General features: G+C 49.9%; 20 protein-coding genes. 17 read left to right on the top strand and 3 right to left on the bottom strand.

Features of this window, described 5'->3' with window-relative positions:
• Nucleotides 1-55: 55 nt before the first annotated feature.
• From dapD to map, 3 genes are all read right to left on the bottom strand, one after another.
• Nucleotides 56-880 carry a 2,3,4,5-tetrahydropyridine-2,6-dicarboxylate N-succinyltransferase gene (gene dapD, locus EC843_RS23015; protein ID WP_064539786.1) on the bottom strand — a complete coding sequence of 275 codons (825 nt, stop codon included), beginning with the start codon at nucleotides 878-880 and terminating at the stop codon, nucleotides 56-58.
• 38 nt (nucleotides 881-918) lie between these two features.
• A complete protein-coding gene (glnD, locus tag EC843_RS23010; RefSeq protein WP_064540234.1) occupies nucleotides 919-3,591 on the bottom strand; it encodes a bifunctional uridylyltransferase/uridylyl-removing protein GlnD in 2,673 nt (890 codons plus the stop codon).
• A gap of 62 nt (nucleotides 3,592-3,653) precedes the next feature.
• On the bottom strand, nucleotides 3,654-4,448 hold the full coding sequence (map, locus tag EC843_RS23005) for a type I methionyl aminopeptidase (RefSeq protein WP_064539784.1): 795 nt from the start codon (nucleotides 4,446-4,448) through the stop codon (nucleotides 3,654-3,656).
• 310 nt (nucleotides 4,449-4,758) lie between these two features.
• On the opposite strand from map, the gene rpsB reads away from it, so the two are divergent.
• The 17 genes from rpsB to accA all read left to right on the top strand — a co-directional run bounded on the left by rpsB (nucleotide 4,759) and on the right by accA (nucleotide 24,428).
• Entirely contained in the window at nucleotides 4,759-5,484 is a 726-nt protein-coding gene (gene rpsB, locus EC843_RS23000; protein ID WP_064516318.1) for a 30S ribosomal protein S2, read from the top strand.
• A gap of 276 nt (nucleotides 5,485-5,760) precedes the next feature.
• Entirely contained in the window at nucleotides 5,761-6,612 is an 852-nt protein-coding gene (tsf, locus tag EC843_RS22995; RefSeq protein WP_064539782.1) for a translation elongation factor Ts, read from the top strand.
• Nucleotides 6,613-6,754: 142 nt separating this feature from the next.
• Nucleotides 6,755-7,480, top strand: coding sequence for a UMP kinase (gene pyrH, locus EC843_RS22990; protein WP_064516322.1), 726 nt, complete (start codon nucleotides 6,755-6,757; stop codon nucleotides 7,478-7,480).
• Nucleotides 7,481-7,651: 171 nt separating this feature from the next.
• Nucleotides 7,652-8,209, top strand: coding sequence for a ribosome recycling factor (gene frr, locus EC843_RS22985; protein ID WP_034460857.1), 558 nt, complete (start codon nucleotides 7,652-7,654; stop codon nucleotides 8,207-8,209).
• A gap of 149 nt (nucleotides 8,210-8,358) precedes the next feature.
• Nucleotides 8,359-9,558, top strand: a complete 1,200-nt coding sequence (gene ispC, locus EC843_RS22980) for a 1-deoxy-D-xylulose-5-phosphate reductoisomerase (RefSeq protein ID WP_133523114.1) — start codon at nucleotides 8,359-8,361, stop codon at nucleotides 9,556-9,558.
• Between the two features lie 186 nt (nucleotides 9,559-9,744).
• Nucleotides 9,745-10,497 (top strand): (2E,6E)-farnesyl-diphosphate-specific ditrans,polycis-undecaprenyl-diphosphate synthase, encoded by a 753-nt coding sequence (gene ispU / locus EC843_RS22975; protein ID WP_064539780.1) that lies wholly within the window; start codon nucleotides 9,745-9,747, stop codon nucleotides 10,495-10,497.
• Nucleotides 10,498-10,515: 18 nt separating this feature from the next.
• Nucleotides 10,516-11,373 (top strand): phosphatidate cytidylyltransferase, encoded by an 858-nt coding sequence (gene cdsA / locus EC843_RS22970; RefSeq protein ID WP_064539778.1) that lies wholly within the window; start codon nucleotides 10,516-10,518, stop codon nucleotides 11,371-11,373.
• 11 nt (nucleotides 11,374-11,384) lie between these two features.
• A complete protein-coding gene (rseP, locus tag EC843_RS22965; protein WP_133523113.1) occupies nucleotides 11,385-12,737 on the top strand; it encodes a sigma E protease regulator RseP in 1,353 nt (450 codons plus the stop codon).
• Between the two features lie 33 nt (nucleotides 12,738-12,770).
• A complete protein-coding gene (bamA, locus tag EC843_RS22960) occupies nucleotides 12,771-15,179 on the top strand; it encodes an outer membrane protein assembly factor BamA (RefSeq protein WP_064539774.1) in 2,409 nt (802 codons plus the stop codon).
• 120 nt (nucleotides 15,180-15,299) lie between these two features.
• On the top strand, nucleotides 15,300-15,800 hold the full coding sequence (gene skp / locus EC843_RS22955) for a molecular chaperone Skp (protein WP_064539772.1): 501 nt from the start codon (nucleotides 15,300-15,302) through the stop codon (nucleotides 15,798-15,800).
• A gap of 3 nt (nucleotides 15,801-15,803) precedes the next feature.
• Nucleotides 15,804-16,829: a UDP-3-O-(3-hydroxymyristoyl)glucosamine N-acyltransferase gene (gene lpxD / locus EC843_RS22950; protein ID WP_064539770.1), complete on the top strand. Its 1,026-nt coding sequence runs from the start codon at nucleotides 15,804-15,806 to the stop codon at nucleotides 16,827-16,829.
• A 116-nt stretch (nucleotides 16,830-16,945) separates the two neighbouring features.
• Nucleotides 16,946-17,401, top strand: a complete 456-nt coding sequence (gene fabZ, locus EC843_RS22945) for a 3-hydroxyacyl-ACP dehydratase FabZ (RefSeq protein ID WP_064539768.1) — start codon at nucleotides 16,946-16,948, stop codon at nucleotides 17,399-17,401.
• 3 nt (nucleotides 17,402-17,404) lie between these two features.
• A complete protein-coding gene (gene lpxA / locus EC843_RS22940) occupies nucleotides 17,405-18,193 on the top strand; it encodes an acyl-ACP--UDP-N-acetylglucosamine O-acyltransferase (RefSeq protein ID WP_064539766.1) in 789 nt (262 codons plus the stop codon).
• Nucleotides 18,194-19,342 (top strand): lipid-A-disaccharide synthase, encoded by a 1,149-nt coding sequence (gene lpxB, locus EC843_RS22935; RefSeq protein WP_064539764.1) that lies wholly within the window; start codon nucleotides 18,194-18,196, stop codon nucleotides 19,340-19,342.
• Entirely contained in the window at nucleotides 19,339-19,935 is a 597-nt protein-coding gene (rnhB, locus tag EC843_RS22930; protein ID WP_064539762.1) for a ribonuclease HII, read from the top strand. Before lpxB ends, rnhB begins: the two co-directional genes overlap by 4 nt.
• A 38-nt stretch (nucleotides 19,936-19,973) precedes the next feature.
• Entirely contained in the window at nucleotides 19,974-23,456 is a 3,483-nt protein-coding gene (gene dnaE, locus EC843_RS22925) for a DNA polymerase III subunit alpha (RefSeq protein WP_064539760.1), read from the top strand.
• 12 nt (nucleotides 23,457-23,468) lie between these two features.
• Nucleotides 23,469-24,428 (top strand): acetyl-CoA carboxylase carboxyl transferase subunit alpha, encoded by a 960-nt coding sequence (gene accA, locus EC843_RS22920; protein WP_064539758.1) that lies wholly within the window; start codon nucleotides 23,469-23,471, stop codon nucleotides 24,426-24,428.
• The last annotated feature ends 65 nt before the right edge of the window (nucleotides 24,429-24,493 follow it).

The following is a 24,493-nucleotide window of genomic DNA, read 5'->3' as shown; positions in this document are numbered from 1 at the left end:
CCGCCAGTCCCGGATGCAAAAAAGGCGAGTCGCCCCGCCTTTTGAACATTTATATTTAGTCGATAGTGCGAAGCAGTTCGTTGATGCCCACTTTACCGCGGGTTTTGGCGTCTACTTTTTTCACGATAACCGCGCAGTACAAGCTGTACTTACCATCTTTGGATGGCAGGTTACCGGAAACAACTACGGAGCCTGCTGGTACGCGGCCATAATGCACTTCACCCGTTTCACGGTCATAAATACGCGTGCTTTGACCGATGTAAACGCCCATGGAAATGACAGAACCTTCTTCAACGATAACGCCTTCCACAACTTCTGAACGCGCGCCGATAAAGCAGTTATCTTCGATAATGGTTGGGTTAGCCTGCAGTGGTTCCAGAACACCACCAATTCCCACGCCACCAGACAGGTGTACGTTTTTACCAATCTGCGCGCAAGAACCTACGGTCGCCCAGGTATCAACCATCGAGCCTTCATCAACGTATGCGCCGATGTTGACGTAAGAAGGCATCAGAACGGTATTGCGCGCGATGAATGCGCCCTGGCGTACTGCCGCTGGTGGCACAACGCGGAAACCTTCTTTCTGGAAGCGTGCTTCGTCATAGTTGGCGAATTTCATCGGCACTTTGTCGAAGTAGCGGCTTTCTGCGCCATCAATAACCTGGTTGTCATTGATACGGAAAGAGAGCAGAACGGCTTTTTTGAGCCACTGGTGGGTAACCCACTGGCCATCAATTTTTTCGGCAACGCGCAGCGCACCGCTGTCGAGCAGGGAGATGACCTGGTTTACCGCTTCACGAGTCACGGTATCTGCATTTGCCGGAGTGATTTCGGCGCGGCGCTCGAAAGCGGTTTCAATGATATTTTGTAGCTGCTGCATTAAAATTTTCCTGATCGTAGCTGAATTAAAAAAGACTGTTATTTATCGTTGGGATTAAGGGCCGCTGTCAACCGTTGCTGTACTTCCTGTTGTAACTCATCATTAAGAGCACGCCGGTCGGCAGTGGCTATTATAAATAAATCTTCTACTCGCTCACCAATTGTCGTGATTCTTGCGCCATAAAGCGAGATCCCGAGATCGGCAAATACTTCCCCAACCCTTGCCAGCAAACCTGGCTGATCTAAAGCAATCAGCTCCAGGAATGTGCGTCTGTCGGTGTGTGTCGGCAGGAAATTCACCTCAGTATCGACAGTAAAATGGCGCAGTTTTGCCGACTGGCGCCGGGGTTGTGGTGGCTGCCAGCTGGCTTGCGTGATGGCTTGTTCCAGGCTGTGGCAAATAAGCTCGTGCCTGTCGGCGGAAAGCGGGCTGCCGTCTGGCTCCAGTACAATAAAGGTATCCATCGCCATTCCGTCGCGGGTGGTAAAGATTTGCGCGTCGTGAACACTAAGGTTACGCCGGTCTAACTCCGCGCAAACCGCAGCAAACAGGTGAGGGCGGTCAGGGCTCCAGATGAAAATTTCGGTGCCACCGCGAGTTGCCTGCGGGCTGAGTAAAATCATCGGCTTGCTGAGATCGTGTTTCAGTAAATGGCGCGCATGCCAGGCAATTTGGTTTGGTGTATGGCGGACGAAATAGTTTGCCCGGCAACGGCGCCAGATATTATGCAGGGCTTCTTCGTTGATGTTGTCCATACGCAACAATGCCAGCGCCTGTAATTGATGATGGCGCACACGTTCGCGCATATCCGGGCTGTTCTGCATCCCGCGGCGTAGCTGTTTTTCGGTCGCGAAGTACAGTTCACGTAGCAAGCTTTGTTTCCAGCTGTTCCATAAGGTTTCGTTAGTCGCGCAAATATCGGCAACGGTCAGGCAAACCAAATAGCGCAGGCGGTTTTCAGTCTGTACCTCTTCAGCGAACTGCTTAATCACTTCTGGATCCTGAATATCGCGGCGTTGTGCCGTTACCGACATCAGCAAATGCTGGCGTACCAGCCATGCGACTAACTGTGTTTCACGCGAGTTCAGCCCGTGAAGTTCCGCAAATTTTACAATGTCCTGCGCGCCGAGCACCGAGTGATCTCCGCCACGGCCTTTGGCGATATCGTGGAACAGGGCTGCGATCAGAATAAGTTCCGGATGCGCCAGGCGTGGCCACAGATCCACACATAAAGGATGTTTCGAGCGAGTCTCTTCTTTGGCGAAACTCTCCAGTTTTAGCAGCACACGAATAGTATGTTCATCAACGGTATAAGCGTGGAATAGGTCAAACTGCATCTGGCCGACGATATGCGACCACTGTGGCATATAAGCCCACAACACGCTGTGGCGGTGCATCGGTAATAATGCGCGGCTAACGGCACCAGGGTGGCGCAGGATAACCAGAAACAGTTCACGCGCCTCAGGAATGTAGCAAAGAGGCTGTTTGAGATGGCGACGTGCATGACGTAAATGGCGCAGGGTAGTCGAATAAATTCCGGTGATGTCCCGATTGCGTACCATCGTGTAAAACATGCGCAGAATGGCCTGTGGCTCGCGCATAAACAGTGTTTCGTCACGCAAATCAATCAGTGTTCCGCGCAGCTGGAAGTCATCATCAAGCGGGCGAGGTTTTTCGCTGGCATCCAGGGCAAGAATCGCTTCGTCAAAAAGCTGCAATAGCATCTGGTTAAGCTCACCCACACGTCGGGTCACGCGATAAAAATCTTTCATCATGCGCTCGACTGGCTCATTACCTTCACCGGTGTAATTCAGGCGTTGGGCGACGCTGAGCTGGCGGTCGAACAATAAGCGGTTGTCGTAGCGATTCACTTCAAGATGCAGTGCAAAACGGATGCGCCATAACAGATGCTGACATTCGTCGAGTTCATTTCGTTCCGCTTCGGTTAAAAAGCCAAATCCGACCATTTCACTTAATGACGTTGCGCCAAAGTGGCGACGGGCAACCCATTGCAGGGTATGGATGTCGCGCAGGCCACCGGGGCTACTTTTGATATCTGGCTCGAGGTTATAACTGGTACCGTGATAACGTTGATGACGTTCGTTTTGCTCGTCAATTTTGGCGGCAAAGAATTTCGCCGATGGCCAAAAACCATCGCTAAAAATGTGTTTTTGAAGTTCGAGAAACAGAGCGACATCGCCAATCAGCAAGCGCGATTCAATCAAGTTAGTGGCGACGGTTAAATCTGACAAACCTTCGAGTAAACACTCTTCAAGCGTACGCACGCTGTGGCCGACTTCCAGTTTCACATCCCACAATAGCGTTAGCAGCTCGCCGATTTTCTGGGCTTGAGATTCGGTCAGACGCTTACGGCTGAGAATCAGTAAGTCAATGTCGGAAAGAGGATGTAGCTCCCCGCGTCCGTATCCCCCAACCGCGACCAGAGCCGTTTCGGCAACATCGCCAAAGTCATATTTCAGCCACAACCGCTGTAGCAGTTGATCGATAAATTCGGTGCGGGCATCCATTAACTTTTCGGCTGAAATACCGTCATCAAAAGCGCGCCCCAGCCATTGCTGGAAGAGGTCGATTCGGGCTTTTATCTGGCTGCATTCAAGCTCTGCATCTGGCCAACTGACGGGGTATTCAGGTTGCCCGGAAATCTCAGGAAGCACTGTGGTCGCGTACTGCTCGGGTAAACTCTGGGTCATGTCGCCATCCATAAAAAAAGCCGGCATAAGCCGGCTTCGATCGCTGACTTTCGTCAGGCGAATCACTCGTTATGCGAAATCACACTTGGGATGGTGTCATCTTTACGCAAAGTGAGAATTTCGCAGCCGTTATCTGTCACCACAATAGTATGCTCGTATTGTGCAGACAAGCTGCGATCTTTGGTTTTCACCGTCCAACCGTCTTTCATGGTGCGAATGCGGTAATCACCGGAGTTCACCATCGGCTCGATGGTGAACGTCATACCCGGTTGCAGTACTACGCCGCCGTCGTCAGCATCATAATGCAGCACTTGTGGTTCTTCGTGGAATACGCGACCAATACCGTGTCCACAGTATTCACGTACTACAGAAAAACCTTCTGCTTCAACGAACTTCTGAATTGCCGCACCGAGGGTACGCAGGCGAATGCCTGGTTTTACCATGCGCAGAGACAAATACAGGCTTTCTTGCGTGATACGACACAGACGCTCACCAAGGATGGTTGGTTTGCCCACGAGGAACATTTTTGAGGTATCGCCGTGGTATTCATCTTTGATGACAGTGACGTCGATGTTGACGATGTCGCCATCTTTCAAAATTTTAGTGTCATCAGGGATACCGTGGCATACCACTTCGTTGATGGAGATGCACACGGATTTTGGGAAGCCGTGGTAACCCAAACACGCTGAAATAGCCTGTTGGTTGTTAACGATGTAATCGTTGCAAATACGATCCAACTCACCAGTGCTAACACCAGGCCGCACGTGAGGTTCAATCATTTCCAGCACTTCAGCGGCAAGCCTGCCCGCAACGCGCATTTTTGCAATTTCTTCAGGGGTTTTAATTGAGATAGCCATTAATTCGATCCGCAGGTGTCGTCAATATCGACAATAATTGAGCAAGTGTATAGCAATGTTATCAGGGCAGGCGATCGGTGCCAAATTGAGAATCCTTGCGCGCACTATCTGCCAACAACTATTGGTGTCTGAGTCTGTTTTATGGTATAAAGCGCGCCGGACTTGTATTCCGATTTTTCGGATACAGCCAACACTCTCACTTTGTGTAAATAACACACACGTATCGACACATATTCCGGGGTGCCCTTTGGGGTCGGTAATATGGGATACGTGGAGGCTTAACCCCAATCACTATATAGAGGTTTTAATCATGGCAACTGTTTCCATGCGCGACATGCTCAAGGCTGGTGTTCACTTCGGTCACCAAACCCGTTACTGGAACCCGAAAATGAAGCCTTTCATCTTCGGCGCTCGTAACAAAGTTCACATCATCAACCTTGAAAAAACTGTACCTATGTTCAACGAAGCTTTGGCTGAACTGAGCAAGATTTCTTCTCGTAAAGGCAAAATCCTTTTCGTTGGTACTAAGCGCGCAGCAAGCGAACCAGTAAAAGAAGCTGCTCTGAGCTGCGATCAGTTCTTCGTGAACCATCGCTGGTTGGGCGGTATGCTGACTAACTGGAAAACCGTTCGTCAGTCCATCAAACGTCTGAAAGACCTGGAAATCCAGTCTCAGGACGGTACCTTCGACAAACTGACCAAGAAAGAAGCGCTGATGCGTACCCGTGAGCTGATTAAGTTAGAAAACAGCCTCGGCGGTATCAAAGACATGGGCGGCTTGCCGGATGCACTGTTTGTAATCGACGCCGATCACGAACACATTGCAATCAAAGAAGCGAATAACCTGGGTATCCCAGTATTCTCTATCGTTGATACTAACTCTGATCCAGATGGCGTTGATTTCGTTATCCCTGGTAACGACGATGCAATCCGTGCTGTAACCCTGTACCTGGGTGCTGTAGCTGCTACCGTTCGTGAAGGCCGTTCTCAGGATCTGGCTTCTCAGGCAGAAGAAAGCTTCGTAGAAGCTGAATAATAAGGTTCGCTCTTATTTGAGCTCTTATTAACCAGGTATACCCTTTAGATTTCGAGTTGCAGGTAGACGGCAAACTCAAGAATCCCCAGGAGCTTACTTAGGTAAGTGACTGGGTGAGTGAGTACAGCCAACGCCCCTGTGGCTTGAAAGATTATGGGTATATTGAATAGTTTGGTTAGGGGGCCTGCACAGGCCCCCTTTTTATTTTGAGCCAGGGTTCGTCTGTTCCGTGGACCAGGGCTTATCTCTCTCTACGAGATAACCGAGGATTTTAGAATGGCTGATATTACTGCTGCTCTGGTAAAAGAACTGCGTGAGCGTACTGGCGCAGGCATGATGGATTGCAAAAAGTCACTGACTGAAGCTAATGGCGACATTGAGCTGGCAATCGAAAACATGCGTAAGTCTGGTGCGATCAAAGCGGCTAAGAAAGCAGGCAACGTTGCTGCTGACGGCGTGATCAAAACTAAGATTGCTGACGGCTATGCTGTGATTCTGGAAGTTAACTGCCAGACTGACTTCGTTGCTAAAGATGGTGGTTTCCAGGCATTTGCTGACAAAGTGCTGGACGCTGCTGCTGCAGGCAAAGTAACTGACATCGAAGTGCTGAAAGCACAATTCGAAGAAGAGCGTGTTGCACTGGTTGCTAAAATCGGTGAGAACATCAACGTTCGTCGTGTTGCTGTTCTGGAAGGCGACGTTCTGGGTAGCTACCTGCACGGTGCTCGCATCGGTGTTGTTGTTGCAGCTAAAGGCGCTGACGAAGAACTGGTTAAGCAAATTGCTATGCACGTTGCTGCAAGCAAGCCAGAATTCGTTAAGCCAGAAGATGTGTCTGCTGACGTGGTTGAGAAAGAGTACCAGGTTCAGCTGGACATCGCTATGCAGTCTGGTAAGCCGAAAGAAATCGCAGAGAAAATGGTTGAAGGCCGCATGAAGAAATTCACCGGCGAAGTTTCTCTGACTGGTCAGCCTTTCGTAATCGACCCAAGCAAAACTGTTGCTCAGTTGCTGAAAGAGCACAATGCTGACGTGACTGGCTTCATCCGCTTTGAAGTGGGCGAAGGCATCCAGAAAGTTGAGACTGACTTCGCAGCAGAAGTTGCTGCAATGTCTAAGCAGTCTTAATTTTTAAAGGAGCCGCCAATTGGCGGCTCCTTTATATCTGCCTTTAAAAATCAGTCTGCTCTGATACAGATCTTACTGATATGCGACATTATGTCGCCTGAATTTACCATCCCCATTCGTTGACTGTTCCCAGGAAAGAATCATGGCTACCAATGCAAAACCTGTCTACAAACGCATTCTGCTCAAGCTAAGCGGCGAAGCGCTGCAAGGTACCGAAGGCTTCGGTATTGATGCAAGCATCCTTGATCGTATGGCTCAGGAAATTAAAGAGCTGGTTGAATTGGGCATTCAGGTCGGGGTGGTGATTGGTGGTGGCAACTTATTCCGCGGTGCGGGCCTGGCAAAAGCCGGTATGAACCGTGTTGTGGGCGACCACATGGGCATGTTGGCCACCGTCATGAACGGCCTGGCAATGCGTGATGCGCTTCATCGCGCCTATGTGAACGCCCGCTTGATGTCAGCTATTCCATTGAATGGCGTGTGTGATAACTACAGCTGGGCAGAAGCCATCAGCCTGCTGCGTAATAACCGCGTAGTTATCCTGGCTGCCGGTACTGGCAACCCGTTCTTTACCACTGACTCTGCAGCGTGTTTACGCGGTATTGAAATTGAAGCTGACGTCGTATTGAAAGCGACAAAAGTTGATGGCGTGTTTACCGCAGATCCGGTTCAAGATCCTACCGCTACGCTTTGTGAGCAATTGACCTATACCGAAGTACTGGAAAAAGAACTGAAAGTGATGGACCTGGCGGCGTTTACCCTCGCACGCGATCACAAAATCCCGATTCGTGTTTTCAACATGAACAAACCTGGTGCGCTTCGCCGTGTTGTGATGGGCGAAAAAGAAGGCACTTTAATCACTGAATAATTTCAGTCGATGATAAATCAGGGTAAGATTCGATTTCACTTACTCTGATTAATTGAGTAGCAGGCAACCCCAACGGGCGCCATGAATAAACAGGGCTATACTTAGCTCGCAGCGTCTGCATCGCAGCGTGAAGTGTGGTCTGCCCTAAACCAGTTTTCAAGGATTCGTAACGTGATAAGTGATATCAGAAAAGATGCCGAAGTGCGTATGGAAAAATGCGTAGAAGCATTCAAAACTCAAATCAGTAAAATCCGCACCGGTCGCGCCTCTCCATCTCTGCTGGACGGTATCATTGTGGAGTATTACGGAACACCAACTCCACTGCGCCAACTGGCAAGTGTAACGGTTGAAGATTCTCGTACACTGAAGATCAACGTGTTTGACCGCTCTCTGAGCCAGGCCGTTGAGAAAGCGATCATGACTTCCGACCTCGGTCTGAACCCAAGCTCTGCCGGTACCGACATTCGTGTTCCACTACCAGCACTGACTGAAGAACGTCGTAAAGACCTGATCAAAATTGTACGTGGCGAAGCTGAAGGCGCGCGCGTTGCGGTTCGTAACGTTCGCCGTGATGCTAACGACAAAGTTAAAGCGCTGCTGAAAGATAAAGAAATCAGTGAAGATGACGATCGTCGTTCACAGGATGACGTTCAGAAAATGACTGATGCTGCTATCAAAAAAGTAGATGCTGCGCTTGCTGAGAAAGAAGCTGAGTTGATGCAGTTCTAATCCGTTGAGATGACGGATCAAACGCCGTATACAGGCTGTGGCTAACGTTGCAGTCATTGTTTACGGCGTTTTGTTTTTCACGCGAAAGTGTCGGCAATCTCTCTGTGTCGCGGCAAACTATTATTAATTCTAAAATTCCAGAGCGTCTTATGAAGCAACTGACCATTCTTGGCTCTACCGGGTCTATCGGTACCAGTACCCTTAGCGTTGTTCGTCATAATCCTGAGAAGTTTTCCGTCACGGCATTAGTTGCCGGGAAAAATGTCGCGCGTATGGCCGAGCAGTGCCTGGAGTTCCAGCCAAAATGGGCAGTGATGGATGATGAGAAGTCTGCCGGTGAGTTACGTCGCCTGTTAAAAGAGCATGGGAGTCGCACCGAAGTCCTGGCAGGGCAGCAAGCGGCTTGCGAAATGGCCGCGCTGGATGAAGTTAATCAGATTATGGCCGCGATTGTTGGTGCTGCGGGGTTGTTACCAACACTTGCAGCTATCGCTGCAGGCAAGCAAGTTTTACTGGCAAACAAAGAGTCGTTAGTGACTTGTGGTCGTCTATTTATGGACGCCGTTCAACGCAGTAAAGCCCAGTTGCTACCTATCGACAGTGAACACAACGCAATTTTTCAGAGTTTGCCGGAACCAATCCAGCAAAACCTCGGGTACGCTGAACTTGAGAGTAATGGCGTTTCGTCCATTATTCTTACTGGGTCAGGTGGCCCGTTCCGTGAGACGCCTTTAGGCGACTTGGCTGCAATGACGCCAGACCAGGCTTGTAGCCATCCGAACTGGTCGATGGGACGTAAAATCTCTGTCGATTCAGCCACCATGATGAATAAAGGTCTCGAATATATTGAAGCTCGCTGGCTATTCAATGCAACAGCGAAGCAAATGGAAGTCCTGATACATCCGCAGTCGGTTATCCATTCGATGGTTCGCTATCGCGATGGCAGTGTATTGGCACAATTGGGCGCGCCAGATATGCGCACACCAATCGCACATGCAATGGCGTTCCCGGAGCGTGTTATATCCGGTGTTGAGCCGCTCGATTTTTGTAAAATTGGCACTTTCACCTTCATGGAACCAGACTATCACCGCTATCCTTGTCTGAAATTGGCGATGGACGCGTTTGAGCAGGGGCAGGCCGCAACGACAGTACTAAATGCGGCTAATGAAGTGGTTGTTGAAGCCTTCTTACGCGAACAACTGCGATTCACCGAGATTGCAGCCCTGAATCGGGCCGTGTTGGAAAGTGTTGATTTGACGGAACCGAAGAGCGTTGAAGATGTGATTACTGTGGACGCAAAAGCGCGTGAAGTTGCCCGAAATTTGGTGACACGTATCGCTTCCCGATGATTATTCATCCGGCTGATGTGCCTCCATTTGTTAGCTCTGTGCTTCAGTGATATAGTCTGCGCCATCTTTCAGTCGATAATTATTGACTGAAAGATAGGTAAGCCGTGTTATAGCACGGCTTTTTTATGTAAAAGCTGAAATCATTCTGAGTACCGCTTAATCCTTATCTGGGAATAATTACGTCTTATGTTGTCTGCAAACCAACAATTAAGCGAATCACAATCTGACCATGGCGCACGTCATGTTGCCATCATTATGGACGGTAATGGACGTTGGGCTAAACGACAGGGGAAGATGAGGATTTCCGGCCATAAAGCGGGTGCGAAATCAGTACGGCGGGCTGTGAGTTTTGCAGCAAACAACGGTATTGATGCGCTAACACTTTATGCCTTCAGTAGTGAAAACTGGAATCGCCCTGCTCAAGAAGTCAGCGCGTTGATGGAATTGTTCGTGTGGGCTTTAGACAGTGAAGTCAAAAGTTTACATCGACACAATGTTCGTCTGCGGATTATTGGTGATACCAGTCGATTCAATGCTCGCCTGCAAGAACGTATTAACAAAGCCGAAGCCCTCACCAGTGCCAATACCGGTTTAACTCTCAACATTGCCGCGAATTATGGCGGACGTTGGGATATTATTCAGGGAGTGCGGCATCTTGCCGAACAGGTACAGGAAGGCTTATTGCGCCCAGACCAGATTGATGAAGAGATGCTGAGTCAGCAAATCTGCATGAATGAACTGGCTCCCGTAGATTTAGTAATTAGGACAGGGGGAGAGCATCGTATCAGTAACTTTCTGATTTGGCAGATTGCCTATGCAGAACTTTATTTCACTGATGTTCTTTGGCCTGATTTCGATGAACAAGACTTTGAAGGTGCACTACATGCTTTTGCAAATCGAGAGCGTCGTTTTGGCGGCACGGCACCTGGTAGTGAGTAAGCCTGTTGGGGGTCACCTTTGCTGAAGTATCGCCTGCTTTCTGCGTTTATTTTAATCCCGGTGGTTATAGCCGCGCTATTTTGGCTCCCACCCGTAGGATTTGCTATTACCACTCTGGTGGTCTGCATGCTCGCCGCCTGGGAATGGGGGCAACTGGCAGGCTTTAAAGCACGCTCTCAACGAGTATGGCTTGCTGTGCTGTGCGGCCTGTTATTGGCGCTGATGTTGTTTGCATTGCCCGAATACCAGCGTACGGTCCATATTCCGCTCATTGAGGCGTCACTTTGGGCATCGCTTGCCTGGTGGTTTGCGGCACTGCTACTGGTGTTGTTCTATCCGGGCTCTGCATCCATTTGGCGTAATTCAAAAACACTGCGTTTAGTATTTGGTGTGCTGACGATCGTGCCGTTTTTCTGGGGCATGATTGTACTGCGTAACTGGCATTACGATATCAACCACTACACCGGTTCAATCTGGCTGTTGTATGTAATGGTACTGGTCTGGGGCGCGGACTCCGGAGCGTATATGTTTGGCAAAATGTTTGGCAAACATAAACTAGCTCCGAAAGTATCGCCTGGCAAAACATGGCAGGGCTTCTTCGGTGGCTTGTTCACTTCTGCGATTATCTCAGTGCTGTTCGGCATGTGGGCGAACCTGGATGTGTCACCGGCTATCCTGTTGACCTGTTCGGTCGTTGCGGCTCTGGCTTCAGTTCTTGGTGACTTAACCGAAAGCATGTTTAAGCGCGAAGCTGGGATTAAAGATAGCGGTCACCTGATCCCCGGTCATGGTGGTATCCTTGACCGCATTGATAGCCTTACAGCAGCAGTACCGGTATTTGCCTGTCTGTTATTGCTGGTATTCAGGACGATTTAACGGAAGGTTATATGCTGAGCTTACTCTGGAATTTGGCTGCATTTATCGTTGCACTGGGTGTGTTAATTACCGTGCATGAGTTCGGCCATTTTTGGGTTGCTCGTCGCTGCGGCGTAAAAGTAGAGCGTTTTTCCATTGGTTTTGGTAAAGCGCTCTGGCGTCGCACTGACCGTCATGGTACCGAATTTGTCATTGCCCTAATCCCTCTTGGCGGCTACGTCAAAATGCTTGATGAACGTGTTGAGCCGGTTAGCCCGGAACTGCGCCATCAGGCTTTCAATAACAAAACTGTTTCTCAACGAGCAGCAATTATTGCTGCCGGTCCGATTGCTAACTTTATCTTCGCTGTGTTTGCTTATTGGCTTGTGTTTATCATTGGTGTGCCCGGTGTTCGTCCGATTGTTGGCGAAGTTATGCCCAACTCGATAGCGGCCGAAGCACAAATTGCACAAGGCACGGAACTTAAAGCGATAGATGGTATCGAAACGCCTGATTGGGAATCAGTTCAACTTGCGTTAATGGGCAAAATTGGCGATGACAGCGTCAAGATGACGACGGCACCGTTGGGCTCGAATCTGAAAAGTGAAAAAACGCTCGATTTGCGCCACTGGCAATTTGACCCAGAGAAGCAGAATCCGATCACTTCTTTAGGTATCGAACCACGTCGTCCGCAGATTGAGACAGTACTACAGGAAGTACAGCCAAATTCCGCAGCGGAAAAAGCGGGTTTGCAAGCTGGAGACAGGATCGCTAAAGTCAACGGTGCGGCACTGACTCAGTGGACAGAATTTGTTAGTCAGGTGCGTGACAATCCAGGTCAGCCACTGGAGCTAGAAATAGAAAGACAAGGGGCGCTCTTGTCTTTAACGTTGATACCGGATACAAAACCGGGTAAAGCGAAGGCTGAAGGGTTTGCGGGTGTGGTTCCAAAGGTTATCCCGCTACCGGATGAGTATAAAACAGTACGCCAGTATGGGCCGTTTGCGGCTGTTGCGGAAGCCACGGATAAAACCTGGCAACTGATGAAGCTTACGGTCAATATGCTGGGAAAATTAATAACCGGTGACATCAAGCTGAATAACCTCAGTGGGCCAATCTCCATAGCTCAAGGGGCTGGTATGTCAGCGGAATCTGGGTTGATTTACTATCTGATGTTCCTGGCGCTGATTAGCGTCAATCTGGGGATTATCAACCTGTTTCCGTTACCCGTCCTGGACGGGGGGCATCTGCTCTTTTTGGCGATTGAGAAACTGAAAGGTGGGCCGGTTTCCGAGCGAGTTCAAGACTTTAGTTACCGCATTGGCTCTATATTGCTGGTGCTGTTGATGGGGCTTGCACTTTTCAATGATTTCTCTCGGTTTTAGAGAGAATTAGGTTAGGAAGAACGCATAACAACGATGGCGATGAAAAAGTTGCTCATAGCGTCGCTGCTGTTTAGCAGCGCCACCGTATACGGTGCAGACGGGTTCGTGGTGAAGGATATTCATTTCGAAGGCCTGCAGCGAGTCGCCGTCGGTGCGGCCCTCCTCAGCATGCCGGTTCGCGTAGGCGATACTGTCTCTGACGAGGATATCAGTAATACTATCCGTTCACTTTTTGCTACCGGGAACTTCGAAGATGTCCGGGTGCTGCGTGATGGTGAAACGTTGGTTGTACAGGTGAAAGAACGCCCGACAATCGCGAGTATTACTTTCTCTGGTAACAAGTCCGTGAAGGACGACATGCTTAAACAGAACCTCGAGGCTTCTAGCGTGCGTGTCGGTGAGTCATTGGACAGAACAACCCTGGCCGATATTGAAAAAGGGCTGGAAGATTTCTATTACAGCGTTGGTAAATACAGTGCCAGCGTGAAAGCCGTTGTTACGCCACTGCCGCGTAACCGTGTTGACCTGAAACTGGTATTCCAGGAAGGCGTTTCCGCCAAAATTCAGCAAATCAACATTGTGGGCAACCATGCGTTTACTACTGACGAGCTCATTTCGCACTTCCAGTTGCGTGATGAGGTACCGTGGTGGAACGTGGTGGGCGATCGTAAATATCAGAAGCAGAAGCTTGCTGGTGATCTCGAAACACTGCGCAGTTACTACCTGGATCGTGGTTATGCACGCTTTAACATCGATTCTACCCAGGTCAGCCTGACGCCTGATAAGAAAAGCATTTACGTTACCATCAACGTGACAGAAGGTGATCAGTATAAGATTGCTGGCGTGACGGTGAGCGGTAATCTGGCAGGGCACTCAGCAGAAATTGAAACGCTGACTAAGCTCAAGCCGGGCGAGCTTTATAACGGCACTAAAGTGACCAAAATGGAAGACGACATCAAGAAATTGTTGGGTCGTTATGGTTACGCCTATCCGCGCGTGCAAACACAACCTGAAATCAATGATGCAGACAAGACCGTTAAACTGCATGTTAACGTTGATTCAGGTAACCGTTACTACGTACGTAAAATTCGCTTTGAAGGTAACGACACCAGTAAAGATTCTGTCCTGCGTCGCGAAATGCGCCAAATGGAAGGAACGTGGCTGGGTAGTGACCTTGTCGACTCAGGCAAAGAACGTCTGAACCGTCTGGGATACTTCGAAACTGTAGATGTCGACACGCAGCGTGTGTCAGGTAGCCCTGACCAGGTTGATGTGGTTTACAAAGTTAAGGAGCGTAATACCGGTAGCTTCAACTTTGGTATCGGTTACGGTACTGAAAGTGGTATCAGCTTCCAGGTGGGTGTCCAGCAGGATAACTGGCTTGGAACGGGTTATTCTGTCGGTATCAACGGGACCAAAAACGATTATCAGACATATGCGGAATTGTCCTTAACCGACCCGTACTTTACAGTTGATGGTGTGAGCCTTGGCGGTCGTGTCTTCTACAACGACTTTAAAGCAGATGACGCGGACCTTTCTGACTACACCAACAAAAGTTATGGTGTGGATGGAACCCTTGGTTTCCCGGTTAATGAAAACAACACGTTGCGTCTTGGTGTAGGTTATGTACACAACGACCTGTCCAACATGCAGCCGCAGGTTGCGATGTGGCGTTACCTGGATTCAATGGGTCAATCAGCGGGTACTACGTCGACTGATAATGGTTTTGCGGCAGATGACTTCACGCTGAACTATGGCTGGACGTATAACAAACTTGACCGTGGTTACTTCCCAACGGAAGGTTCACGTGTGAACCTGAACGGTAAAGTGACCGTACCAGGTTCTGACAACGAGTTCTACAAAGTCACGTTTGATACAGCAAGCTACTTCCCAATTGATGATGATCATACCTGGGTAATGTTAGGCCGTGCTCGTATTGGTTACGGTGATGGCCTGGGCGGCAAAGAAATGCCGTTCTATGAAAACTTCTATGCCGGTGGTTCCAGTACAGTCCGTGGCTTCCAGTCCAACAACATTGGTCCGAAAGCGGTCTATATTGGTGGTCCTGGAAATGATAATTGCGACCAGCCTAACGGGTATTGCTCATCCGACGATGCAGTCGGTGGTAACGCAATGGCTGTGGCAAGTTTAGAACTTATCACGCCAACACCATTCCTGAGCGATAAGTACGCGAACTCAGTTCGTACTTCCTTGTTCATGGACATGGGTACCGTTTGGGATACAAACTGGGATAATGAGAAGTATTCTGCTGATGGGATTCCTGATTACAGTGACCCAAGCAATATTCGTATGTCAGCAGGTATAGCATTGCAATGGATGTCACCATTAGGGCCGTTGGTATTCTCTTATGCCCAACCGTTCAAGAAATATGAAGGTGACAAAGCGGAACAATTCCAGTTTAACATTGGTAAAACCTGGTAATTGTTTTGCGCAAAGGAATGCGAGTAAGCAGTGTCGCGTTGATGCCAGTTCGCTAAATGCAGAACTGGCACTCGCAAAAAGAGTGTCTCAGGACACATACGGGATGGTAAGGAGTTAATTGTGAAAAAGTGGTTATTTGCCGCAGGTCTTGGCCTCGCTATGGCTGCATCAGCCAGTGTTCAAGCAGCTGACAGCATTGCTGTAGTGAACATGGGTAATCTGTTCCAACAGGTTGCACAGAGCACCGGTGTGTCCAAAACTTTGGAAAACGAGTTCAAAGGCCGCGCGAGCGAGTTGCAGAATATGGAAGGCGATCTGCAATCCAAAATGCAAAAGCTGCAACGTGATGGTTCTACCATGAAAGCTGCTGACCGTAGCAAAATGGAAAAAGATCTGATGGCTCAGCGCCAGCAGTTCCAGACCAAAGCTCAAGCTTTTGAACAAGACCGTAACCGTCGTTCTAACGAAGAACGTGGTAAACTGGTTACTCGTATTCAGAGCGCAGTGAAGAAAGTTGCTGACGACAAAGGCTACGACGTAGTTCTGGATACTAACACCGTTGCTTATGCAGGCAGCAGTGTAAAAGACATCACTTCAGATGTTCTGAAACAGGTTAAATAAGTAATGTCTTCAATTCGACTGGCTGATTTAGCCCAGCAGTTGGATGCAGAATTGCACGGTGATGGCGAACTCGTCATCACCGGCGTTGCATCTATGCAAACGGCAAAAGCAGGCCAAATTACATTCATGGTAAACCCTCGTTATCGTGAGCAATTGGCTGTTTGCCAGGCTTCTGCCGTCGTGATGACTGAAGCCGATCTTCCTTTCGCACATAGCGCAGCTTTGGTAGTGAAGAACCCCTACCTGACTTATGCTCGTATGGCGCAAATTCTTGATTCCACGCCGCAACCTGCTCAAAATATCGCGCCAGGCGCGGTGGTTGATGCGACTGCGACGTTGGGTAAAAATGTTGCCATTGGCGCTAATGCGGTTATCGAATCTGGCGTAGTGCTGGGCGATAATGTCGTGATTGGCCCTGGCTGTTTCGTGGGCAAAAACACCAATATTGGTGCTGGCACTCGCCTGTGGGCGAATGTGTCGATCTATCACGAAATCCAGATTGGTGAGCAGTGCCTGGTTCAGTCCGGTACTGTCATTGGTTCTGATGGTTTTGGTTATGCTAACGATCGTGGAAACTGGGTGAAGATCCCCCAGCTTGGCCGAGTGATCATTGGCGATCGTGTTGAAATTGGTGCATGTACAACAATCGACCGTGGTGCACTGGACGACACGATTATTGGCAATGGTGTTATCATCGATAATCAATGCCAGATTGCACATAACGTTGTGATTGGCGACAATACTGCCGTTGCTGGTGGTGTCATCATGGCTGGTAGCCTGAAAATTGGGCGCTACTGTATGATTGGCGGTGCCAGTGTTATCAATGGTCATATGGAAATCTGCGATAAAGTCACCGTGACTGGAATGGGCATGGTAATGCGCCCAATCACAGAACCGGGAGTTTACTCCTCAGGTATTCCACTACAGCCAAACAAAGTGTGGCGTAAAACAGCCGCGTTGGTGATGAATATCGACGAAATCAGCAAGCGCTTGAAATCAGTTGAGAAAAAAATCAATCAACAAGACTAAAAGTCACCCGCCCAAGACGCGTTAGTGCTTACTGATTTGCGGCCTGCTAGCTATCCCGAGATAGCCGCAGGCCGTGTTATTATTGTCATTTGGTACATTTAGACAGGAAGAGTATCTTGACTATCGACACTCATACTCTGCACATCGAAGAGATTTTAGAACTTCTGCCGCACCGTTACCCGTTCTTGCTGGTAGATCGCGTGCTGGATTTTGAAGAAGGCCGTTTTTTACGTGCAGTAAAAAATGTCTCAGTAAACGAGCCGTTTTTCCAGGGCCACTTCCCTGGTAAACCGATTTTCCCAGGTGTTTTGATTCTTGAAGCGATGGCGCAAGCCACCGGTATTCTTGCGTTTAAAAGCGTAGGCAAACTGGAACCTGGTGAGCTTTATTACTTTGCTGGTATTGATGAAGCACGTTTCAAGCGCCCAGTCGTGCCTGGTGACCAGATGGTCATGGAAGTTACTTTCGAGAAAACCCGCCGTGGTCTGACGCGCTTCAAAGGCGTGGCAACTGTTGACGGTAAAATTGTCTGCGAAGCAACTATGATGTGTGCCCGCAGCCGGGAGAGTTAATACGTGATTGATAAATCCGCCTTTATTCATCCATCAGCCATTGTGGAAGAAGGTGCCGTCATCGGTGCTAACGTTCATATTGGTCCGTTTTGTATTGTTGGTCCGCATGTTGAGATCGGTGACGGTACCGTTCTGAAGTCTCATGTTGTGGTAAATGGTCATACGACTATTGGTCGCGATAACGAGATATATCAGTTCGCGTCCATTGGTGAAGTGAACCAGGATCTTAAATATGCTGGTGAACCAACCCGAGTGGAAATTGGCGACCGCAACCGCATTCGCGAAAGCGTAACCATCCATCGTGGAACAGAACAGGGCGGTGGCTTGACGAAGGTGGGTAGCGATAACTTACTGATGATTAACGCCCACGTGGCGCATGATTGTACGGTTGGTAATCGTTGTATCCTCGCGAATAACGCAACACTTGCTGGTCACGTTTGCGTTGATGATTTTGCCATCATCGGCGGCATGACCGCGGTGCACCAGTTCTGTATTATCGGTGCGCACGTGATGGTGGGTGGCTGCTCTGGTGTAGCACAAGATGTTCCACCGTATGTTATTGCGCAGGGCAACCACGCGACACCATTTGGCGTCAATATCGAAGGGCTTAAACGCCGCGGTTTCAGTAGAGAAGCAATCCACGCAGTTCGTAATGCGTATAAAATTCTCTACCGCAGCGGGAAAACCTTCGAAGAAGCTAAGCCTGAGATTGCTCAAATTGCCGAGCAACATCCAGAAGTGAACGCATTCGTTGAATTCTTCGCTCGTTCAACTCGTGGTCTGATTCGCTAAATGAAGCCTGGTCGTCCGCTTACGATTGCCCTGGTCGCCGGAGAAACTTCCGGCGATATTCTTGGTGCAGGTCTGATTCGTGCATTAAAAGCTCGTGTTCCTGATGCTCGCTTCGTGGGTGTCGCTGGGCCATTGATGCAGGCTGAAGGTTGTGAAGCCTGGTATGAAATGGAAGAGTTGGCCGTGATGGGCATTGTTGAAGTGCTGGGTCGCCTGCGTCGATTACTTCATATTCGTGCTGATTTGACTCGCCGTTTCACAGAATTACAGCCAGATGTTTTTGTCGGTATCGATGCGCCTGATTTTAACATCACGCTGGAAGGTAATCTCAAAAAGCAGGGTATTCGTACCATTCATTACGTCAGTCCTTCTGTTTGGGCATGGCGTCAAAAACGTGTTTTCAAAATTGGCAGAGCAACGGATTTAGTGCTCGCATTTCTGCCTTTCGAAAAAGCGTTTTACGATAGATTTAATGTGCCGTGTCGGTTTATCGGTCATACCATGGCGGATGCTATGCCGCTTGATCCTGATAAAAATGCCGCACGCGCGACTTTAGGTATTTCCCCTGAGGCTAAATGCCTGGCACTGTTGCCTGGTAGCCGCGGTGCAGAAGTTGAAATGCTCAGCGCAGATTTTCTCAAAACAGCACTTTTGCTGCGTGAACGTTTTCCGAGTCTGGAAATCGTTGTTCCGCTGGTTAATGCCAAACGTCGTGAACAATTCGAACGAATCAAAGCTGAAGTCGCTCCAGACTTGACGATGCACTTGCTCAATGGGCAAGGGCGCGAAGCGATGGTGGCGAGCGATGCCGCATTGCTGGCATCGGGTACCGCTGCACTGGAGTGCATGTTGGCGAAATGCCCGATGGTGGTTGGTTATCGCATGAAGCCGTTCACTTTCTGGCTTGCGAAGCGCCTGGTTAAAACTGATTACGTTTCATTGCCAAATCTGCTGGCTGGCCGTGAACTGGTTAAAGAGTTATTGCAGGATGAGTGTGAGCCCAATGCGCTTGCGAAGGCGCTGGGCCCGTTGCTTGAAGACGGTGCGCAGAGTCACCAAATGCATGACACCTTCCGCGATCTGCATCAGCAAATTCGTTGTAACGCAGATGAACAGGCCGCAGACGCCGTGCTGGAGCTCGCACAATGATTGAATTTATTTACCCTCATACGCACCTGGTAGCAGGTGTTGATGAAGTGGGTCGTGGCCCACTGGTTGGCGCAGTTGTCACTGCGGCGGTGATTCTTGATCCAGCAAAACCTATTATTGGCCTTGCTGATTCGAAGAAACTCTCTGAAAAACGTCGCAACGCGCTTTACGATGAAATCATCGAAAAAGCGCTGTCCTGGAGTCTTGGCCGAGCTGAACCGGAAGAGATCGACCAGTTAAACATTTTGCATGCCACTATGCTGGCGATGCAGCGTGCAGTTGCTGGCCTCAGTGTGGTGCCTGAATATGTGCTGATCGATGGTAACCGCTGCCCAGCGCTACCAATGCCCTCACTGGCGGTAGTAAAAGGCGACAGCCGGGTTGCAGAAATTAGCGCGGCATCGATAATTGCCAAAGTGACGCGCGATCGTGAAATGACAGAGCTAGACCTCTGTTTTCCGCAATACGGTTTTGCCCAACACAAGGGTTACCCTACCGCTTTTCATCTGGAAAAGTTGGCAGAGCATGGTGCGACTGAACATCATCGTCGTAGTTTTGCTCCGGTCAAACGCGCTCTCGGACTGGCGTCCTGATTTGCGGACGTACGTTACACATCTAAACGGAATGAGAAATGGCTGAACCACGTTTCGTACACCTGCGGGTGCACAGCGACTACTCTATGGTTGATGGCCTGGCAAAAACCGCTCCGCTGGTGAAGAAAGCCGCGGCGATGGGGATGCCGGCGATCGCTATCACCGATTTTACTAACCTTTGCGGGTTGGTGAAATTCTATGGTGCAGCTCATGGCGTAGGGCTTAAGCCGATCATCGGTGCTGATTTTAACGTTGCCAATGAGTTGTTGGGGGATGAGCTTAGCCATCTGACGGTTCTCGCCACCAATAATGACGGTTACCAGAACCTTACCCTGTTGATTTCTAAAGCCTACCAACGTGGTTATGGAGCAGCAGGCCCGATTATTGACCGAACCTGGCTTGCCGAGCTCAACGAAGGGCTGATCCTGCTGTCTGGCGGGCGGATGGGGGATATTGGCAAAAACTTGTTGCGTGGCAATACGGCACAGCTTGATCAGTGCCTGGAATTCTACCAGCAGTATTTTGCCGATCGCTTCTATCTGGAGCTGATTCGAACCGGCCGTCCCGATGAAGAAAGCTATTTACACGCCGCTGTGGCTTTGGCCGATGAGCGTGGTTTGCCGGTGGTGGCGACCAACGACGTCAGGTTTATTGAAGCCACAGATTTTGATGCTCACGAAATTCGTGTCGCGATTCACGACGGCTTTACGCTCGATGACCCGAAACGCCCACGCAATTACTCTTCGCAGCAATACTTGCGCACTGAAGAAGAGATGTGTGAGCTGTTTTCAGATATTCCGGAAGCGCTAGAAAATAGCGTAGAAATTGCCAAACGCTGTAATGTCACCGTGCGCCTGGGTGAGTACTTCTTGCCCCAATTCCCAACCGGTGAAATGTCGACCGAAGATTTCCTGGTGATGAAATCCCGGGAAGGGCTAGAAGATCGTCTGGAATTCTTATTCAAAGATCCTGAAGAGCGGGCAGCAAAACGGCCACCGTATGATGAGCGTCTGGAAATTGAACTCAAAGTTATCAACCAGATGGGGTTTCCTGGGTACTTTCTGATCGTAATGGAATTTATCCAGTGGTCCAAAGATAACGGTGTGCCAGTCGGCCCAGGTCGTGGTTCTGGTGCGGGCTCGCTGGTTGCTTACGCTCTGAAAATCACTGACCTCGATCCGCTTGAATTGGATCTGCTGTTCGAACGCTTCCTGAACCCGGAACGTGTTTCGATGCCTGACTTTGATATCGACTTCTGCATGGAGAAACGCGATCGGGTTATTGATCACGTGGCCGAAATGTATGGGCGTGAGGCGGTATCGCAGATCATTACTTTTGGTACCATGGCGGCAAAAGCGGTTATCCGCGATGTGGGCCGCGTACTGGGTCACCCGTACGGCTTTGTCGATCGTATTTCTAAACTGATCCCGCCAGATCCGGGAATGACGCTTGCCAAAGCGTTTGAGGTCGAGCCACAGCTTCCTGAAATCTACGAGGCTGACGAAGAAGTTAAAGCGCTAATCGATATGGCGCGAAAACTTGAAGGTGTGACGCGAAACGCTGGCAAACACGCCGGTGGTGTTGTCATCGCGCCAACCAAAATTACCGACTTTGCTCCGCTGTATTGCGATGACCAGGGGCAGAACCCGGTCACCCAGTTCGATAAAAATGATGTGGAATATGCGGGTCTGGTGAAGTTCGACTTCCTTGGCTTGCGTACGCTGACCATCATCGACTGGGCGTTGAAGATGATTAACCCGCGTCGGGCAAAGCAAGGTTTAGAGCCGATTGATATCGCCGCTATTCCGCTCGAAGACAAGAAAAGCTTCGACATGCTGCAACGCTCGGAAACCACTGCGGTGTTCCAGCTTGAATCCCGCGGCATGAAAGATTTGATTAAGCGTCTACAGCCTGACTGCTTCGAAGATATGATCGCACTGGTGGCGCTTTTCCGCCCTGGCCCGCTGCAATCAGGCATGGTTGATAACTTTATCGACCGTAAGCACGGGCGTGAAGCTATCTCTTATCCGGATATTCAGTGGCAGCATGAAAGCCTGAAACCGGTGCTGGAACCGACCTACGGCATCATCCTGTATCAAGAACAGGTTATGCAAATTGCGCAGGTTCTGGCGGGTTACTCGCTCGGCGGCGCAGATATGTTGCGTCGTGCGATGGGTAAAAAGAACCCAGCCGAGATGGCGAAGCAGCGTGGTGGCTTTGAAGATGGCGCGAAATCTCGCGGTATTGACGGCGAACTGGCGATCAAAATCTTTGACCTGGTAGAGAAATTCGCCGGTTACGGGTTTAACAAATCTCACTCCGCAGCTTACGCGCTGGTTTCCTACCAGACGCTATGGTTAAAAGCGCACTATCCGGCAGAATTTATGGCCGCAGTAATGACTGCGGATATGGATAACACCGAGAAAATCGTTGGCCTGGTCGACGAATGCTGGCGTATGGGTCTGAAAATTCTGCCACCAGATATTAACTCGGGTCTGTACCATTTCCACGTTAATGACGACGGGGAAATTGTTTACGGCATTGGCGCGATTAAAGGTGTTGGTGAAGGCCCAATTGAAGCGATAATTGAGGCGCGTAACGAAGGCGGTTATTTCCGTGAGTTGTTCGACCTCTGTGCGCGTGCTGACGTTAAAAAACTCAATAAACGTATCCTTGAAAAATTAGTGATGTCCGGGGCCTTTGACCGTCTTGGACCGCATCGGGCCGCACTTATGAATGCGCTGCCCGATGCGCTAAAAGCGGCTGATCAGCACGCTAAAGCGGAAGCTATCGGCCAGGTTGATATGTTCGGTGTACTGGCTGATGAACCAGAGCAGGTTGAACAGTCTTATGCCAGCGTGATGCCGTGGCCTGAGCAAGTGGTACTGGACGGCGAGCGTGAAACGCTGGGCTTGTATCTTACTGGCCACCCCATCACACAGTACCTTAAAGAAATTGAGCGCTATGTCGGTGGCATGCGCCTGAAAGAGATGCACCCGACAGAACGTGGTAAAATGACCACGGCTGCGGGTCTGGTGATTGCTTCGCGGGTGATGGTTACCAAGCGCGGCAATCGCATTGGCATCTGTACTCTGGATGACCGTTCTGGTCGCCTGGAAGTGATGCTATTCACAGATGCGTTAGAAAAGTACCAGCATCTGTTGGAAAAAGACCGTATCCTGATCGTCAGCGGACAGGTCAGCTTTGATGACTTCAGCGGTGGCCTTAAAATGACTGCTCGCGAAGTAATGGACATTGACGAGGCCCGCGAAAAGTATGCGCGTGGGCTTGCTATCTCGCTGACGGACAGGCAAATTGATGACCAGCTTTTGAACCGTCTCCGTCAGTCTCTGGAACCCCATCGTTCGGGGACCATTCCAGTACATCTCTACTATCAGAGAGCGGATGCACGAGCGCGTTTGCGTTTTGGCGCAGCATGGCGTGTATCCCCAAGCGATCGTTTGCTCAATGAGCTTCGCACGCTGATAGGCTCGGAGCAGGTGGAACTGGAGTTTGACTAATACAGGAATATTATGAGTCTGAATTTCCTCGATTTTGAACAGCCGATTGCAGAGCTGGAAGCGAAAATTGATTCCCTGACTGCAGTTAGCCGTCAGGACGAAAAGTTAGATATTAATCTCGACGAAGAAGTGCAGCGTCTGCGTGAAAAAAGCGTAGAACTCACACGTAAAATCTTCGCCGATTTAGGGGCATGGCAGATTGCTCAACTGGCGCGTCATCCGCAGCGCCCGTATACGCTTGATTACCTGCGTCTCGCTTTTGATGAGTTTGATGAGCTTGCGGGTGACCGTGCGTATGCTGACGATAAAGCTATTGTTGGCGGGATTGCGCGCTTAGATGGTCGTCCGGTGATGGTTATTGGCCATCAAAAAGGCCGTGAAACCAAAGAGAAGATTCGCCGTAACTTCGGTATGCCAGCACCTGAGGGGTATCGTAAAGCACTGCGTTTGATGGAAATGGCTGAGCGCTTCAAGATGCCAATCATTACCTTCATCGACACTCCAGGCGCATACCCTGGTGTGGGTGCGGAAGAGCGCGGTCAATCCGAAGCTATCGCTCGCAACTTGCGTGAGATGTCTGGCCTGAAAGTGCCCGTCATCTGTACCGTAATTGGTGAGGGTGGTTCTGGTGGTGCGCTGGCGATTGGTGTGGGCGATAAAGTGAATATGCTGCAGTACAGCACCTATTCCGTAATCTCCCCAGAAGGCTGTGCGTCAATTCTGTGGAAAAGTGCTGATAAAGCCCCTATCGCCGCAGAAGCGATGGGCATCATTGCTCCGCGCCTGAAAGAGCTGAAGCTGATTGATTCCGTCATTCCTGAACCACTGGGCGGTGCGCACCGTAACGTGGAAGTAATGGCAGCATCACTGAAAGCGCAGTTACTGGCTGATTTAGCCGATCTGGACGTGCTGAATACCGAAGAGCTGTTGGCTCGTCGTTATCACCGTCTGATGAGCTACGGCTACGCGTGATAGCATGAAGCATTGCCAGGAAAGGTCAGAAGAAATTCTGGCCTTTTTTATTGCCTGAATCCCAG

It is taken from the genome of Buttiauxella sp. JUb87, assembly GCF_004361975.1.
GTDB lineage: Bacteria > Pseudomonadota > Gammaproteobacteria > Enterobacterales > Enterobacteriaceae > Buttiauxella > Buttiauxella ferragutiae.
This window is presented reverse-complemented; position numbering and strand designations above follow the sequence as displayed.